The organism is Actinomadura kijaniata NBRC 14229, assembly GCF_001552175.1.
In the GTDB taxonomy this organism is placed as follows: domain Bacteria; phylum Actinomycetota; class Actinomycetes; order Streptosporangiales; family Streptosporangiaceae; genus Spirillospora; species Spirillospora kijaniata.
Genome location: NZ_BCQR01000145.1, coordinates 17,248 through 31,782, shown reverse-complemented (window position 1 = coordinate 31,782; position 14,535 = coordinate 17,248). Strand labels below are relative to the sequence as shown.

The following is a 14,535-nucleotide window of genomic DNA, read 5'->3' as shown; positions in this document are numbered from 1 at the left end:
GTCCGCGTCGCGCCGTCCGCGTCGCGCCGTCCGCGTCGCGCCGTCCGCGTCGCGCCGTCCGCGTCGCGCCGTCCGCGTCGCGCCGTCCGCGTCGCGCCGTCCGCGTCGCGCCGTCCACGTCGCGCCTGAGCTCATAGCTTTACAATGTAAAGGTTGGTGACCGTGACGAGGCTGAGGTTGAAGAACAAAGGGACTGGTGTACAGGTCTGTGTGAACAGTTGATCTTCAGGCTGACCAATGGACCTCGCTTCGCTCGGGCTGTACCGCCCCTCCGGAACAACGGCCCTCGCCATGCTCGGACACCCGCTCTCCCCCTCCCGGGAGCGGAACTATCTGATATGGCTTTGGCATGTCCTAGTTGAAGATCCTCAGTCTGATATGGCTTTGGCGGGTCCTAGTCGAAGAGCGCGGCTAGGCGCGGCGTAACGATCTCGTTGCACTGCGGCGTGTCCTAGCTGAAAACTGGGGCGTGTGGTGGCAGTGTGCTTCGCGTGCAGACGGGTGACGGTGAGCTATGGACAGGGTCGTGGCGGCCTCGCTGGCCGCTGGCGACCGATGATCCGCGCGCAGGATGCACACGGATGTCTCGAACGGAGGCGCTGGCGCGCCGCTACCTGGAACATTCGCCGACGGCGCTACTGAGCATGATCGTGATCGACGTCGACCACCCCGACACGCTGGTACGGGCGCTCCAGCAGCCGCTGACGCACCCGCCGGTGTCGTGGGTGGCGGAGGGCCCAAGTGGTCGGGGGCACGTAGGGTGGCTGCTCAAGACGCCGGTGGTCCGCACGGACGCGGCCCGGCTGGCTCCCATGCGATACGCCGCGCGGGTGGAGGAAGGGTGTCGGCGGTCGCTGGATGGCGACGTGGGGTACGCGGGGCTGCTGACCAAGAATCCGCTGCATGACGAGTGGACCACCACGTGGGGCGCTGATCATCTCTATGACCTGCGGGAGATGGCGGATGCGCTCGGTGAGCTCATGCCGCGGTCGCTTCCCCGGCGGGCTGCCGATTCCTCCGGTCTCGGTCGGAACTGCGCGCTCTTCAACCGGGTGCGCTTGTGGGCGTACCGTGCTCGGCTGCGTTACGACGACCGCGCCGAGTGGGAAGAGGTCGCAAACGCCTATGCGACTGCGGTGAACTGGGAGTTCGCCATCCCGCTTCCCCTCAACGAGGTGGAGCACACCGCACGATCGGTAGCGCGCTGGACCTGGCGGAACTTCTCGGCAGCGCGGTTCTCCGAGATCCAGACGGCTAGAGGACGTAAGGGCGGCCGGAAGGGGGGCAAAGTGGTCTCGGAAGCTAAGAGGGAAGCCAACCGGGTCAGGGCCACGAAGGTGGATCGGGCGGCACTACTGGCGGAGGCACGAGCATGACCGCGTCAACACCAGAGCGGCGGACTAAGTCGGCTAAGGAGCTGGCGGAACAGTTCGGGATCTCCGAGCGGCATGTGCGGCGCCTGATCGCAGAGCCGCGTTCGGAGTACCTGGAACGCGCGGCCGCGCGCCGGGCCAAGGCGGCGGAGTTGCGCAAACAGGGCCTGAAGCTGAAGGACATCGCTGAGGAGATGGGTTGTACCGTCGGCACGGTCGGCAGGCTGCTGCACGATGTCCGCAAATATGAGCAGCAGCGCCAGGCCGCAAAGAGTGCCGATCCGGACCAGGTCGTGTCGTAGATCAGACTTGGGAGATCACGCCTCGGCAACACTCCGAGCGGCGTCCACCACGCCACGCGTTTGACTGGGGACGCTCGGTGCATGGCTGACCACCTAGACGACCTACCGCCGTCGGGGCGGCTCCGCGTCACGCCTGAGCCGCCGTCGGATCGGACCGACCTGTCCCCCCTGCGGCCCCCGCGCTGGCCGCTGATCGCCTTGGCCTGCATCACGGCGGGGGGAGTGCTGGTCGGCGCGGGCCTGGGCGTCCGCAACATCAGCGACCGGCCAACGGCCACGTCGGCCGCGGGGGCCCCGGCTTCTCCGCGCGCGGCCGCGCCCGCCCCTACTCCGCACGCGCCTCCCACGGGGAGCCCCGCTCCGACGACGGCCCCGGCGGTATCTCCCTCGTCGTCCTCAACCGGGGCCAAGTCGTCGCCGTCGTCCAGCTCGCGCGGAGGGGGCGAACACAATGACGATGATCGGGGCCGCAACGACCACGGCCAGGCCGTGCCGTCGGGCACCGCGAATCGGCCGGCGCCTCCGCGCACCGTGGCCGGTCCGGCTGTCCGGTCGGCCCCCAGGTACCGAGCCCCGGCCCGCACCCGCCCCCGCGCCTACCACCCTCCGCGCCGCATACGGAAGGCTCCACCCCGCCGCTCCGCACGCTGGCCGGGCGCGGCCTGCCAGCAGCGGTTTCCTGGGGACCCGGTGCGCCGGGGAGCCTGCGCACAGCTGCTGGGACAGGTGGTCCGATGACCGGATCCGACGCGGCGCCGCTGGTAGATCAGGTTCGGGCCCGGCTGCGTGCGATCGAGCAGGCCCTGGACGCCGCTGATCCGCGCCGTCCGCGCAGCGCCGCGGCGGCCCTGGAGGATGCAGCCCGGCACGCGCGGCGGCTACGGCACGATGCCGACCAGCTGGCGGTCATGCTGACTCGTGCCACGCGCTGACCCGCAGCGCCTGACCTCACGGCCCGATCCAGGTGACGTCATAGACCCACACCAGCCGTTCGGCGGCGTCCAGCCGGACATGCACCGCGCCCTGGTCGTCGTCGAACGACGTCCAGCGCCAGGCGGCGAACGGCGTGCCGGGCCGATCCGGCCAGGTCGCGGCCCACGGGTCCCGGATCACCTGGGCCAGGGTGTGGGTCAGCGCCTCGAACGCGGAGGCGGGGAGCCCGCGGGTCTGGGCGGCGGCGCGGGGGGAGTACTCGACCGTCCAGGGGTTCACCGGCCGCGCTCGGCGGCCAGCTGCTCCCACGTCACGGCCGCGCTGCGGTCCGGCCGTTCGGCCTCGGCGCGGGCCTCGGCGAAGTCCGGCGCGGCGTAGGCGGCGGCGCGCACCCGCCAGCGACGCAGCGTGCGGGGCAGCGCCTCATACCCGGCAGGGTCGCGGGCGGCGTCCAGGGCGGCCTGGTAGTCGGTCAGGAAGACCGGGCGCCACTCCGGGGGCAGGGTGGCCAGGATGGCCGACGGGCTGGCCGGGTCGTGCGGCTCGACGGGCTGAGCGGACACGGGCACCTCCTCGCAGGGCGCGTCGCCTCTACGCTACGCCGACTGTTACATCCGGGGCGCGGGGTCAGTCGTTCTCCATGAGGTCGGCCACGGCGGCCTCCAGTGCGGCGGCAATGGTCGGGCCCTCGCCCTCGGCGTCGTAGGCGCCATCGGCGGTGTAGGCCACGCGGGCGCGGAAGGTGGTCGCGTCCACCACCTCCACGACCATGTACTGCACGTCGCCCAGTTGGGCGGGCGAGATCTGGGTCAGGTCGTCCATGCGGTGTCCTTGGGGGGCGGGGCGGCCGGGGGGAACGGGTGCGGGGAGAGTCACCGTCGGATGCTGGTCGCCCCCTGGGCCCACGCCTCGACCTCCGACAGCGGCCAGTACAGCCGGTACAGGAACCGGTGGGCGGCCGGGAACGGTGCCGCTTTGGGGCCGCCCTTGGTGAGGTAGCCGGTGATGGTCTTGGCCTGGAGTCCGGTGATGGCGGCGGCCCCAGCGATGTCCACCCACACGTCCCCATCGGGCAGTTCCGGCAGCCCCAGCAGCCGCCCGGCCGGGACCGCGCGCCCGTCCTCGCGGGCGGCGCGGATCTGCGCGGCCTGCTCGGCCAGGCCGACGACTTCGGCGGGCTCGGTCGGCTCGTTAGTGGTGCGGGGCATGGTCCCTCCTCGGCAGTGCAGTTCTAGGACTTCCAGCGTAGGGGCCGGGAAGGCGTGGCCTTCCCGGCCCTGGCGCGTCACAGCACGGCCGCGATGCGCTCGCCCAGCCACTGGGCCACGTTGCAGGAGACCGCGTTCCCGGCCTGCATGGTCTGCTCTTCGCCGGTGCCAAGCACGATGTAGGAGTCGTGGAAGCGCTGGGCGCGCAGGTGCTCGCGGGCCTTGAGCATCCGGAACCGGAACTGGGTGACGTCAACCTCGGGCTCGGGGCTGACCAGCCCGGCCGAATCGCGGGTGGCCACCGTGTGCAGCGGGCTGGCGGTGGTGGTGGCGGTGCCGCGCCGGTAGGGGATGACCAGCTTGTGCCCGTCGCCCCACGTGATCGTGTCGGCCGGGGTGCACAGGCCGTGGTGGTTGCCGCCTGCGGTCACGGTGGCCAGCGGGTGGTCGATCGGCCGGATGGTGCTGCCGCCGCCGCGCGCCTCCACGATGAACGGCGGCAACGACGCGGGCGTCACCAGGGCGTCGGTCTCGCGCGCCATCCGGGTGGGCATCGGGTGCGAGACCGGAGCGGCCGCGCGCTTGTTCCCGCCGACCTGGACCAGCAGCGGAGGGGAGGCCACCCCGTCGCCGCCGCGCACGGTGCGGGCCGCCAGCGGACCTGCATCGGCCGGGACGTGGCGGCCGTCGTGCCCGGCGTGGTTGACCTGGACCACGGTGGGGCCCTGGCTGATCAGGCGGGTCCCGGCGCGGATCTTGGCCATGGTCGAGGGGGCCAGCCCCTCGGGCTTGGCCTTGGTGGGCTTGCGGTCGCAGATCCGCGGGCCGAGGTCGTGCCAGTTGATCGCGGAGATGGCCGGGAGGATGTAGGGCTCCACCTCCGGCGTGTCGTGGCGGCGCCGGGCGGCGTTGGGGCAGGTGTAGACGTACTGGTCGCGGTACTTGCCGACCTTGCCGATCCGGCGGATCAGCGGCGTGTCCTTCCAGGTCTGGCGGGCGCGCACGTCCTGGCCGCACTCCAGGCAGTGCGCCAGCGGCCGGGGCTCCAGGTCGGGCATGGTGATGCCCTCGCGGACGAACACGATGTACACCCGGTCGCGCCACTGCGGCGCGGGCGGGTTGTCCGGGCCCCACACGTGCGCGGAGTTCACCGACACGATCCGGGCCCGGTACCCAAAGGAGGTCATCCCTTCCATCCACCACCAGAACCGGGGCCAGTCGGTGACGAACTCCAGCACGTTCTCCACCACCACCACGTCATAGGCCCACACGTCGGTGGCGCGGATGACGTCCAGGGCGGTCGCCCGGGTCCGCTCCCATCCGGCGTCCTCGATCTCCCGGCGCTCGGCCTCCTGCTCCTCGGTGAGGAACTCCAGCTGCTCAACGCGGGAGTTGCCGCGCTTCTTGGCGCGGCCGCCGGCCGGGGACCCTTCGGTACAGATCACGCTGGCCCACAGCACCCGGGCGGGCGGAAGGCGGCGCATGTCGTAGTTGTTGACGTCGGCGCAGACGTGTTCGGCGTCGCGGAAGTTGGCGCTGTGGGTCTCGATGGCGCGCTGCCAGTGGTTGGCGGCCAGCATCAGCCGGAACCCGGCACCGGTGAGGCCGATGCTGGATCCTCCGGCCCCACAGAAGATGTCGATGAACGGGATGTCGGATGCGCTCGGACGGAACACGTGCTTCTCCTTTGAACGGGAGGGACGAACAGGTGATCAGTTTTAAAACTGCTCTGCTTGGCGTTCGGTCAGGTGGGCCTGGAAGTCGGCCAGGGCGGCGGCAAGCGGGGCCTCGGCGTCCTCGGGCAGGAAGGCGCGGGCCGCGGTGGCCAGGCGCTCGGCGCTGGTGGGCAGCGCGGGCGCGGCCGGGGGCGGGGCGGCAAACAGCGCCTCCTGGTCGCCCTGGCGGTACGCCTGCACGCGGGCCCGCCAGGCCGCCGGGGTGGTCGCGGCGGCGGCCGCCAGCACCTTGTCCCGCCAGGCCAGCGCGTAGTGCGGGCAGTTGGCCTCGCTCTGGTGGGGCAGACCGTGGCGGCACCGGTCCTCGGCGCGGCCCCACCGCGACCACGCGTGGGAATCCGCGCTGGCCAGCGCGGGCGCCACCATGGCCAGGCCCTGGATCTTGAGTCCGAAGCCGTGCAGCCGGGCGCGGCCGTCGAACTGCTCGTGCAGGGCGGCGAACAGGGCCGTGATCTGGGGGGTGGCCTCCAGGCGGCACACCGAGCCGACCCCCACCAGCGGCTCGGCCTCCACGTCGATCCCGGCGCGGGCGTACATCTCGGCGCACCGAAGGTGGTCGTCGGGGCCCTGGCTGGGGTCGCCCTGGAGCACGGGGCGGATCGGCAGCTCGGGGGCCAGCCAGCGCAGCTCCAGGAAGCTGTGCACGGTGCGGCGCTGGTGCTCGGCCACGGTCAGGCCGGTCCGGCGCACCATGTGCGGCTCGCACATCCAGTCCATCGGGGCGACGTGATCGACCTGGCCGACCTCGGCGCACAGGCGGCGCACCTGGCGCACGAACTGGTGCGGGGTCAGGTCCCAGTCGGCGAACCGCTGGCCCGGGGGCAACTTGCGAGACAGCTGCGAGAAACCACCCGAATCCACGAAGATCGGCCGGTTGGCGACCGGCAGGGTAGCCCTGCGCAGCAGGCGGCCGCGCGGGATGCACACCGGCAGTCCGGCCGGGAGCGGGGACCCCTCACAGATCCAGTGCGGCTCCGATACACCCAGGTAGAACGTGTCCATGGCGGGGTCCCCCTCCCTAAGAAGTTTTAAAACTGTCCCGATCAGAACAGGCCGGGCTGGCCGTCGGCGCCTTCCATGGCCACCTGGTAGGCGCGCTCGGTGCTGGGCGGGATGGACCGGCCGACCGGGTAGCGGTGCTGTTCGGCCCACGCGCGGATGCGCTCCCTGCGGGCCTGCTTCGCCTCGTGGCGGGCCCGGTTCTCGGCCGCCTGGGCGAACTGGTGCTCTAGCTCGGCCTGGGCGTGCTGGCGGCGGGCGGCGGCCGCGCGCTCGGTGGGCACCTGGGCGGCGTACGCGCGGCGCATCGGCGGGGTGACCCGGTCGGCGTCGGCGTCGACCAGGCCGCGCGCCCGGACCCACGCCAGGATCTGGGCGTCGGTCGGGTCGTCGGTCAGGCTGGCAGGCTCGGGCGCGGCCGGGGCGGCCTCGCGCGCCGTGGTCTCCTTGGCGGCGCCCTCCGCCGTCTCCTGTGCCGTCTGGTCGGCGACGTCCTCCGCCGTCTCCTGTGCCGTCTGGTCGGCGACGTCCTGGCCGTCGCCCTGGTCGTCGTCCTTGCGACAGCCGCACCGGCACTCCCACGCGCAGGCGTGGTCGGCCAGCCACACCTGAGCCTGGGTGGTGTGCTTCGGGCCGGTCGCGGTGGGGGTGGGGTGCTGGTGGGGTTCAGCGTGGTGCGCAGCGTGGGTCCCGCCGGTCCGCATCACGTGGCCCATCGGGCGGCGCAGCGGCTCGTGGCGGGGGCAGCGGTGGTGATCGCCCCGTTCACAGGCCGGGCACCCCCACTGGCACGCGCAGCTGGTCCAGTAGCCCGGCAGATCGCGGTAGGAGCGGCGCATGGCCGGGGTCCAGGCGGTCTCGCGGATCTGCGCGGCAACAGCGTCGGTCAGCGGCGGCGGGGTGGCGGTCATCAGGTGATCTCCTCAGAGTGCGTCGGTGGCGGGCTGGCGGAGCTGCGGGTCAGGCGCGGTGCCAGATCAATCCGGGTCCGGTGGCGCGCAGCTCGCGCCAGATCAGGGCGGCGGCCACGAGCACGACCGCGACCACGCCGACCTTGACGGCCAGGACGGCGACCTCGGGCCAGCGCGCCGCCGCCAGGGCCGCGGAGGTGGCCAGCGTCGGGCCGGGGGCCAGGTAGACGGCGGCGGTCAGGGCGACCAGCAGGACCAGAGCGGCGGTGATCATCGGGACTCCCATCTGAGAAGTTTTAAAACTTCTCTCGGTGGACCTCCGGGACCTCGGCCCCGGGTGGTGCAGGAACTCCAGGATAGCAGTTTTAAAACTTCCAGGCCAGCGCAACGGCATGATCATCTCTGGTTGGGGGCGCGGAAATCGGGGTTTCGGCTGTGGATGGTGATCACCGCGCGGGGACCGTAACTCCCGCCGTGGAGCGGTCGGGCGCTGACCTGCGCAAACTCTGGTGGCTATACCTTCCAGAACTCACGTTCTGTCGGGTTAGGGCCAGCGGTGGCCGTCAGGCGTCCAGGGCGCGCACGGCGTCAGGGAGGTCGCCGTGCGCAGGGGCGACGACGGCGGCCAGCTCGCGGGCGCGGGCCAGGGAGGAGGGGACCAGGAGGCGGGTGGTGACAGCCAGGACGCCCTGGTGGTCGGCCTCGGTCAGCTCGCCCCGGGCGGCCAGGATCAGGCCGAGGTCCAGGTGGGCGGTGGCCAGGCGGCGCTGTCCGGCGTAGGTGGTGATGACGTGGCGGGCGGCCTGCTCGGCCTCGGGGGACCCGTCCCCGATCCACGCCAGCGTCGTGGCGCGGTAGGACTCGACCTTGGCGGCGTCGAAGGTGAAGTGATCGGCGGCCGCGGGGCCGACGCTGGCGGGGAGGCGGGCCGCGGTGGCCACGACGTCGTCCAGGGCGCGGCGGGTGGCCGGGCCGTCGCCGGTGCGGGCGGCGGCGCGGGCGCGCTGGGCGTGCAGCTGGGCGCGGACCGAGGTGGCCGGGCCGGTGTGGGCCAGTCCGGCGGCGGCGTGGGCGTGCACGGCCGGGTAGTCGTCGGCCAGCAGCGCCCGCCAGGCCGCGATCTCGTGGGTCCAGGCAATCAGGTCGCCGTGGTCGGCGTGCTGGCCGAGGGCGCGGCCGGTGGCGGTGGCGGTGTCGGCGGCGGCGCGGCGGTCCAGGTCCACGGCCAGGCAGGCGCGCAGCAGCGCGAGCCATCCGGCGGCCACCAGCAGCTCGCGGCGCTGGGCCAGGGTGGCGCGGGCCTCCAGCAGCGGAGTAATTCGGCGCAGGTCGCGGCCGACCTGTTCATACAGCAGCGGCGGCGGCTGGACGGGGTAGGCGCGGCGGGCGTCCATCACGCGGGCGGTGATGGCGTCCAGGGTGGCGGCGGATACGTCGCTGGCGGCCAGGCGCTCCAGCAGCTCGGCGGCGGCCGGGTCGGCGTCGGGGTCGTCGGCCGACTGGGGCGCGGCCGCCAGCTGGCGCGGGTCCAGGTCCAGCGTGATCGCCAACGCCTCCAGCCAGGCGGTGGGGCGGCGTCGGCCGCGCTCCCAGCGGGACACGTCATGACGGGTCAGGGCAGCGGTCCCGGTCAGCGCGCAGAGGGCCATGGCCACCTCCGCCTGGCTCATTCCGGTCGCGCGGCGGGCGGCGCGCAGCATGTCCGGGAGCGGGGTGCGAGCGTCCATCCTGCGTCTCCTCGACGTCCAGGTGTGGGCCAGCGGCTGGGGGCGCGGCTGGCTCCTCCATCATGACGCCCCCCGGTGCTGGGATGAGTGACACTCCGCCTACGGGCGGTGATTCCACCTGATGCACCCAGGGAGGACCCACGATGATCTGCGAGACCCAAGGACCGGCACGGCTGGCGGCGCTGCTGATGGCCTGCCGCGCCCACCACATCGGAGCCGACCTGGTCGGCGTCGGTGACATGCTGCGGCTGCGGGTGCAGCTGACCGCCTCCCAGGAGCTGGATGTGCGGTGCACCGTCCGCGCCGACGACGACGGTCGCCTGTGGTACTTGGCGGTGGCCGACGGCCGTGACCTGCCGATCGCTGAGGCGTACGACGTCACCGGCGCCCTGGTCACCCTGCGAGGGATGATCGCCAACGCTCGCACGTCCTCCTCGACCGTGAGCGCCGCCGCGTCCAGCGGCGGCTGAGGAGGAGGGGAAGGCACGGCCCCGGACACACGGCCTGCTGGCCGGTCCGGGGCCGTGTCGTGTTCGGGCCGGGCGGGTCAGTGGTCGGCGCGTTCGGGGTCGCGGGTGGGCAGGTGGTCGGCGGCCGCCGCCAGGGCGCGGGCGGCACTCTCCAGCGCCTCGCCTGCCTGGGCCAGCGCCGTGGCCGCGCGGGCGGCCCGCCGGGCCTGGGCCTCGCTGGGCAGCGGGCGCACAGCAGAACCGCCGGCGCCTTCGCGGGCGGCCGGGCCGGTGGCCGGTGCGGCGGGGTCCAGGGCGTGGGCCAGGGCAGCGGTGGTGCTGGTCAGATGGTCGGCGGTCTCGGCCAGCTGGGCGACGGTCCATCCGGCCTCCTCCAGGCGGAGGGGATCGCGGCCGTCGGGCAAAGCGCCGGGCACCTCCTGGGCGACGGCGGCCAGGCGCCGGGCTTGGACGGCCAGGGCGGCGGCCGCGCCGCTCACCAGGTCGGTGGTCGGCACCTCGCGCGTGAGCAGCACGCGGCGGGTCCAGCCGCCGGGCCACGCCTCCCGGTACAGCTCAGCACGCGACCAGCCCGCCAGCTGGGGGAAGGCGGCCAGGTGCCGGTGCAGGTGGGTCCAGGCCAGCGCTTCCTCGGTGCCGGTCTCCAGCGGAGCCTCAGCGCGGAAGGCGACCACGGTCGGGGCGTCGTCAGGGGCAGCCGCAATCTCAGCGGTGATCCGCAGTTCGTAGGCGGGCATCGGGTCCTCCTCGGCCGGGGCGGCCAGGTCGGTGGTGGGGGGATACTCGGGGTGCGGGCCCGCCCTGGGTGCATCAGGGCGGGCCCGTGCGCTTCACGGGTGGGCGGCCGTGGATCCCGGCCGGGCCGACTCGGCGGCGGCCGCCGAGCAGCGGGTGGAGCAGTAGGAGGAGAAGGGGCGGCCGTCGCGGTGGCGCTGCATCAGCGGCTCACCGCAGGTCTGGCAGTTCAGCGGGAGAACGGCCAGGGCGTCGGGGTGGGCGGGGGCGTCGTGGTCGGGTAGCGGGCGCTCGATCTCGGTCAGGGTGATGCGCCCGGCGCGAAACGCCCTCGGGTAGTCGGTGCCCTCGGGGTGCAGCCGCGCATACAAGGGGATGACCTCGTCGGCCCTGTGGGGGTCGGTGGTCAGCTCCTGGAGGCGGGCCAGATGGTCCAGGTCGTCGGCCTCGGCCCACAGCGTTTGGGTGCCGCCGTCGGGGGTGCGGTGCTGAATGGTGAGCGGGATCCGGCCGTCGGTGACGCCGCGGCGGGCCCGCAGGGTCAACATGTGGTCGATCTGCCACAGGTCGCCGTCGGAGACGGTGATCCATCCGGCCTCGACCAGCCAGCGGACCCACACCGGCTCCAGACCGGGGTCGGCCTCGAACTCCTGGATCGAGACCTGGTCCCAGGCGTAGGCGATGGTGCGGGCGGCCAGGGCCTGGAGGGCGTCACGGTCGTAGAACTCGGCGCCGCGCGTCTCGCGGGTGGAGGGCGCCAGTTCGCCGGTGACCTGGGCGCGGTAGACGTGCCAGTGGTGGCCGGGGCCGCCGGGCCCGGGGATGCGGCGGCACGCGGCGGTGCGCCAGCCGAAGGTGACCAGCTCCAGGTGACCCACCACGGTCAGCCCGAGTTCTTCGGCGACCTCGGCGGCAGCGGCCGCGCGGTAGGAGGCGACGACGTTCACCCGGCCGTCGGGCCCGGTGACGGTGTGCTCGTCGAACACGTGCCCGGCGCATGGCGCGATGCCCACGGGCGGGGTCGCCCGGGTCAGCAGCAACAGCCGTCCCTGGCCGTCCTCGATCAGGACGCCTACGGAGGCGTTGTCGCAGGTCTTGGTCATGGGTCAGGTCCTTTCGGTGTGGGGGGTGCGGCGGACGCGGCGCTGGCCGACCTCGTCGCCGACGGCGGCCTGGACCTCGGCCAGGCGGGCGCGGGCCCCGGCCAGCAGATCGGCCAGGGTCTCGGTGGTGTTGCCGGTGCTGCCGGGCCGGTCCTGCTCCTCGGCCAGCATTCGCTGGTAGACCTGGGTCTTGCGCCGGGCGTAGCCGACCTCCAGGGCGGCCAGCTGGGGGTCATCGGGCGGAAGGTCGAAGCGCAGGCGGGCCAGCAGGGCCCCGGCGACGGTCAGCAGCGCCACGTAGTCGTGGGCGGTGGGCGTACTGGTGTGGGCCTCCACGGGCTGGCCTGCGACCGGGTCGCCCGGGTCGGTGCGGGGCAGTGCCGGGGCGGTGGCCGGGTGCTGGCCGACCCACCGCGTCAGCCGCTCGGCGGCCTCGACGGGGTCGGCGTAGCCGTCGGGCACCTGGCCGTGGGCGGTCAGGGTGCGGCCGGTCAGCCACCAGATCACCGCTGCCTCGTCCAGCTCCCGCACCAGCGGGTCGTAACGCTCGTGGGCGGCCTGGCGGCTGATCCCCAGCGCCTCCCCGACCTGGGTCCAGGACGCGCCCCGGCGGCGGTCGCTGGCCACCGCCAGCGCCACCAGGTGCTCGGCGGCCTCGCGGACCCGCCGGGCGTACTCGGACGCGGCGGGCCGCGACTCCCACTCATCGGCGTAGGTCGGCACCAGCTGGGCGGCCAGGTCCGACACCTCGGCGGCCGCCACGCTGACAGCGATCCTCAGCCGCTCGGTGCGGCTGATCTCCTCATCCCTCATACTGTCAAGTCTCCCTGACGCCCCGGAGAGCGTCAAGAAATCCTGACAGGTGGCCAGTGGTGGACGCCGTGGCGGCCTCGGCCCCGTGCGGCCCTGCTGGCGTAGGGCCTGCGCCCCGTGACCGCCCGGCCCTCGACCGGCGACCGGCCGCCGCCTGCCTTCGTCGTCGCCGCGATCGGGCCCGGCCCCGTGACCGGCGGCGCCTCCGGTGGGGCCCCGGGCCGAGGGGCGACCGGGTCGGCCCCGGCCAGGACGCTGTTACGTGCGGGCCGAGCCCGGCCCGTGACCTGCCCTCCTCCCCTTTTTTGCCCGAGCCGACGAAGCGTTCAGCCAGCGGGCCGCAGGTTCGGTCAAGGGTCGGCGTAGCCGATCACGCAGTGACGCCCGACGGGCGCCCTTGACCGGTTCTGGGGCCCGCGTACTCTCCGGCCTCGGGTCGGGCAGGAAAGGGGAGGAGAGTACGCGCCCGGCCCGCACCCGGCCAGATCAGCCCAACCCCGGGTCCGGCCTGGCCGGGGTTCCCCGGGTCTGTTGGTAAGGGCGGGCGTCAGTGGCGGCCGCGCGCCCGGCTGAACCGCCAGGCGGGCGACTGGCCGAACCGGCCGCGGTGGCGCGGCCGTCCGGCCTGGCCGAACCGCTCCGCCAGCTCGTCGGCAGTCGTGCCGACGGGGGCGGGGCTCGACCCGTCCGGGACCGGGCGGCCGTCCTGGCGCTCGTGGTCGGCGGGCTGGGGCTCGATGGGGTCCATGGATGTCCTTCCGAAGGCGGCCCCTGGTGGGGCCTCGTCGCCCCTTCCGTGCTCCGGCGCCTGGGTCCACAGCATGTCCGTGCCCACCGAACTCAGATCCTCCTCCGTGGGGCCCATCGGTCGGCCCCGGCCCCGTGGGACCCGCGCGGGATCACCTGCGCCCCGTGGTGGCCGCACTCCGCGCACGTCAGCACCACCGCAGCAGAGGGCAAGCAACCTGGAGGCCAGGGCCGTCAAGGCCCTGGCCTCCAGGTTGTGCGGCAGCCGATCCCCCCAGCCGGGCACTTTCAACGGCCACGCTGGGGATCGTCAGGGCTGCATGGGTGACCGCCTCACTCCCCGGTCAGCCGGGCCGCGCGTTCCTCGGCCGCGAACGGCGCGGGGAACTCGGCGGCCAGCTCGTCGGCCTCGGCCGGGTCAGGGTCAAGGAACTGGGAGGTCGGCGGGTCGAACGCCGACCGCATGTAACAGTCCGCGCACAGGTCCCATGACCAGACCAGGGGACGGTGGTGGCCGCACTGGCTGCACCGGCCGCGCTGGTCGGCGAACGTCGCCTGGTGGGTGGCCTGGCGCTCGGCGGCGCGGCGGGTGCGGGTGGCGGCGTGCTCGGGGTGGTACAGCTCGGCGAACGTCGCGGCGGGCGGGGCGTAGGTCTCGGTCAGGCCGTGGTGGGGGAACAGGTCCATGCACACCCGGGCGGGCTCGCCGCGCTCGGGCCAGCCGGGGCCGAACACATCGCCCCACGGCCACCGGGACCCGGGCACCCCCACCTGGAGTTCCCCGGCCAGCGTGGCCGCGCGCTGGCGGTCGCTGACCCACGCGGCCACCTGCCAGCCCTGCTCGGGGCTCCAGACACGCAGGCAGAAACGCGGGATCTGGGTGGCCGGGATGCGGGGATCGCAGACCGGCTCGGGGACGGGCGCGGGGGAGGTGGGCCGAACATCCGGCGGCACCTCCCGGTCGAACCGGGCGGGGCGGTGCGGCCGGGGCGCGGCGGGGGCCTGGTACGCCTGGTGGCTCACCCGGTGGCCGTCGGGACCTGGTGCCCAGATCTGGGCGCGCTGGGCTCCGCCGTGCCAGATCACGCTGGCGCGGGCGACGGTGTCGGCCCACGGGGCGGTGGGGCACCACGCCGCAGTGGACCAGTGCGGCTCGGCCCCCTGGTAGGTGCCCTGCACCCCGTGGTCGTAGCCGTAGGCGTGGAACACCTGCACCTCAAACGGCACCTGGGGAAAGGGCGGCGGGGTCGGGCCGGGCACGGGGCGGCGGCCGGTGAGGGCCTGGTCCAGGGCGTCGGTGTACTTGGCGCCCTGGCGCGCGGCCGCGCGGGCCTTCTTGGCGGCGGTCGGCTGCTGCTTCGGCACGCTGCTGCTCCGATCTCAGCTCGGGTCCCACGCCCCCGGCCGGACGGGCTGATGCAGACGGCCGGACAAGACTGCACTCACGCGGGCCCCGTGAGACCTTCACCGACGGTGCC

The 14,535-nt window shown here is 73.7% G+C and carries 18 protein-coding genes; 4 read left to right on the top strand and 14 right to left on the bottom strand.

The window, feature by feature from the left end; translation table 11 throughout:
- The first annotated feature begins 482 nt into the window (after positions 1–482).
- The 3 genes from AKI01S_RS36140 to AKI01S_RS36130 all read left to right on the top strand — a co-directional run bounded on the left by AKI01S_RS36140 (position 483) and on the right by AKI01S_RS36130 (position 2,607).
- On the top strand, positions 483–1,376 hold the full coding sequence (locus AKI01S_RS36140; protein WP_067828387.1) for a replication initiation protein: 894 nt from the start codon (positions 483–485) through the stop codon (positions 1,374–1,376).
- On the top strand, positions 1,373–1,675 hold the full coding sequence (locus AKI01S_RS36135; protein WP_067828384.1) for a helix-turn-helix domain-containing protein: 303 nt from the start codon (positions 1,373–1,375) through the stop codon (positions 1,673–1,675). The genes AKI01S_RS36140 and AKI01S_RS36135 overlap by 4 nt, the downstream gene beginning before the upstream one ends.
- Before the next feature lie 734 nt (positions 1,676–2,409).
- Complete coding sequence (locus tag AKI01S_RS36130; RefSeq protein ID WP_067828382.1) at positions 2,410–2,607, top strand: hypothetical protein; 198 nt, start codon at positions 2,410–2,412, stop codon at positions 2,605–2,607.
- A gap of 16 nt (positions 2,608–2,623) precedes the next feature.
- Here AKI01S_RS36130 and AKI01S_RS36125 read toward each other — a convergent pair whose 3' ends face one another.
- The 9 genes from AKI01S_RS36125 to AKI01S_RS52985 all read right to left on the bottom strand — a co-directional run bounded on the left by AKI01S_RS36125 (position 2,624) and on the right by AKI01S_RS52985 (position 9,189).
- The gene (locus AKI01S_RS36125; RefSeq protein WP_067828379.1) at positions 2,624–2,887 is read right to left on the bottom strand and encodes a hypothetical protein; all 264 of its coding nucleotides are present in this window, start codon (positions 2,885–2,887) and stop codon (positions 2,624–2,626) included.
- Entirely contained in the window at positions 2,884–3,171 is a 288-nt protein-coding gene (locus tag AKI01S_RS36120) for a DUF6247 family protein (RefSeq protein WP_067828376.1), read from the bottom strand. The genes AKI01S_RS36125 and AKI01S_RS36120 overlap by 4 nt, the downstream gene beginning before the upstream one ends.
- A 64-nt stretch (positions 3,172–3,235) precedes the next feature.
- Positions 3,236–3,430: a hypothetical protein gene (locus AKI01S_RS36115; protein ID WP_067828373.1), complete on the bottom strand. Its 195-nt coding sequence runs from the start codon at positions 3,428–3,430 to the stop codon at positions 3,236–3,238.
- 50 nt (positions 3,431–3,480) lie between these two features.
- Entirely contained in the window at positions 3,481–3,816 is a 336-nt protein-coding gene (locus AKI01S_RS36110) for a hypothetical protein (protein ID WP_067828370.1), read from the bottom strand.
- A gap of 77 nt (positions 3,817–3,893) precedes the next feature.
- Entirely contained in the window at positions 3,894–5,492 is a 1,599-nt protein-coding gene (locus AKI01S_RS36105) for a DNA cytosine methyltransferase (protein WP_218009946.1), read from the bottom strand.
- 42 nt (positions 5,493–5,534) lie between these two features.
- Complete coding sequence (locus tag AKI01S_RS36100) at positions 5,535–6,554, bottom strand: deazapurine DNA modification protein DpdA family protein (RefSeq protein ID WP_067828368.1); 1,020 nt, start codon at positions 6,552–6,554, stop codon at positions 5,535–5,537.
- Between the two features lie 41 nt (positions 6,555–6,595).
- The gene (locus AKI01S_RS36095; protein ID WP_067828365.1) at positions 6,596–7,462 is read right to left on the bottom strand and encodes a DUF6248 family natural product biosynthesis protein; all 867 of its coding nucleotides are present in this window, start codon (positions 7,460–7,462) and stop codon (positions 6,596–6,598) included.
- A 49-nt stretch (positions 7,463–7,511) separates the two neighbouring features.
- Positions 7,512–7,736 carry a hypothetical protein gene (locus tag AKI01S_RS36090; protein WP_067828362.1) on the bottom strand — a complete coding sequence of 75 codons (225 nt, stop codon included), beginning with the start codon at positions 7,734–7,736 and terminating at the stop codon, positions 7,512–7,514.
- Positions 7,737–8,025: 289 nt separating this feature from the next.
- Positions 8,026–9,189: a helix-turn-helix domain-containing protein gene (locus AKI01S_RS52985; protein WP_067828360.1), complete on the bottom strand. Its 1,164-nt coding sequence runs from the start codon at positions 9,187–9,189 to the stop codon at positions 8,026–8,028.
- A 143-nt stretch (positions 9,190–9,332) separates the two neighbouring features.
- On the opposite strand from AKI01S_RS52985, the gene AKI01S_RS36080 reads away from it, so the two are divergent.
- Entirely contained in the window at positions 9,333–9,659 is a 327-nt protein-coding gene (locus AKI01S_RS36080) for a hypothetical protein (RefSeq protein WP_067828357.1), read from the top strand.
- Positions 9,660–9,736: 77 nt separating this feature from the next.
- Here AKI01S_RS36080 and AKI01S_RS36075 read toward each other — a convergent pair whose 3' ends face one another.
- The 5 genes from AKI01S_RS36075 to AKI01S_RS36055 form a co-directional block, all read right to left on the bottom strand.
- On the bottom strand, positions 9,737–10,396 hold the full coding sequence (locus AKI01S_RS36075) for a hypothetical protein (protein WP_067828354.1): 660 nt from the start codon (positions 10,394–10,396) through the stop codon (positions 9,737–9,739).
- 93 nt (positions 10,397–10,489) lie between these two features.
- Positions 10,490–11,497, bottom strand: coding sequence for an NUDIX domain-containing protein (locus tag AKI01S_RS36070; RefSeq protein WP_067828351.1), 1,008 nt, complete (start codon positions 11,495–11,497; stop codon positions 10,490–10,492).
- Positions 11,498–11,500: 3 nt separating this feature from the next.
- Complete coding sequence (locus tag AKI01S_RS36065; RefSeq protein WP_067828348.1) at positions 11,501–12,310, bottom strand: hypothetical protein; 810 nt, start codon at positions 12,308–12,310, stop codon at positions 11,501–11,503.
- A gap of 547 nt (positions 12,311–12,857) precedes the next feature.
- Entirely contained in the window at positions 12,858–13,058 is a 201-nt protein-coding gene (locus tag AKI01S_RS36060; protein ID WP_067828345.1) for a hypothetical protein, read from the bottom strand.
- A 332-nt stretch (positions 13,059–13,390) separates the two neighbouring features.
- Positions 13,391–14,422 carry a hypothetical protein gene (locus AKI01S_RS36055; protein WP_067828341.1) on the bottom strand — a complete coding sequence of 344 codons (1,032 nt, stop codon included), beginning with the start codon at positions 14,420–14,422 and terminating at the stop codon, positions 13,391–13,393.
- Positions 14,423–14,535 lie beyond the last annotated feature (113 nt).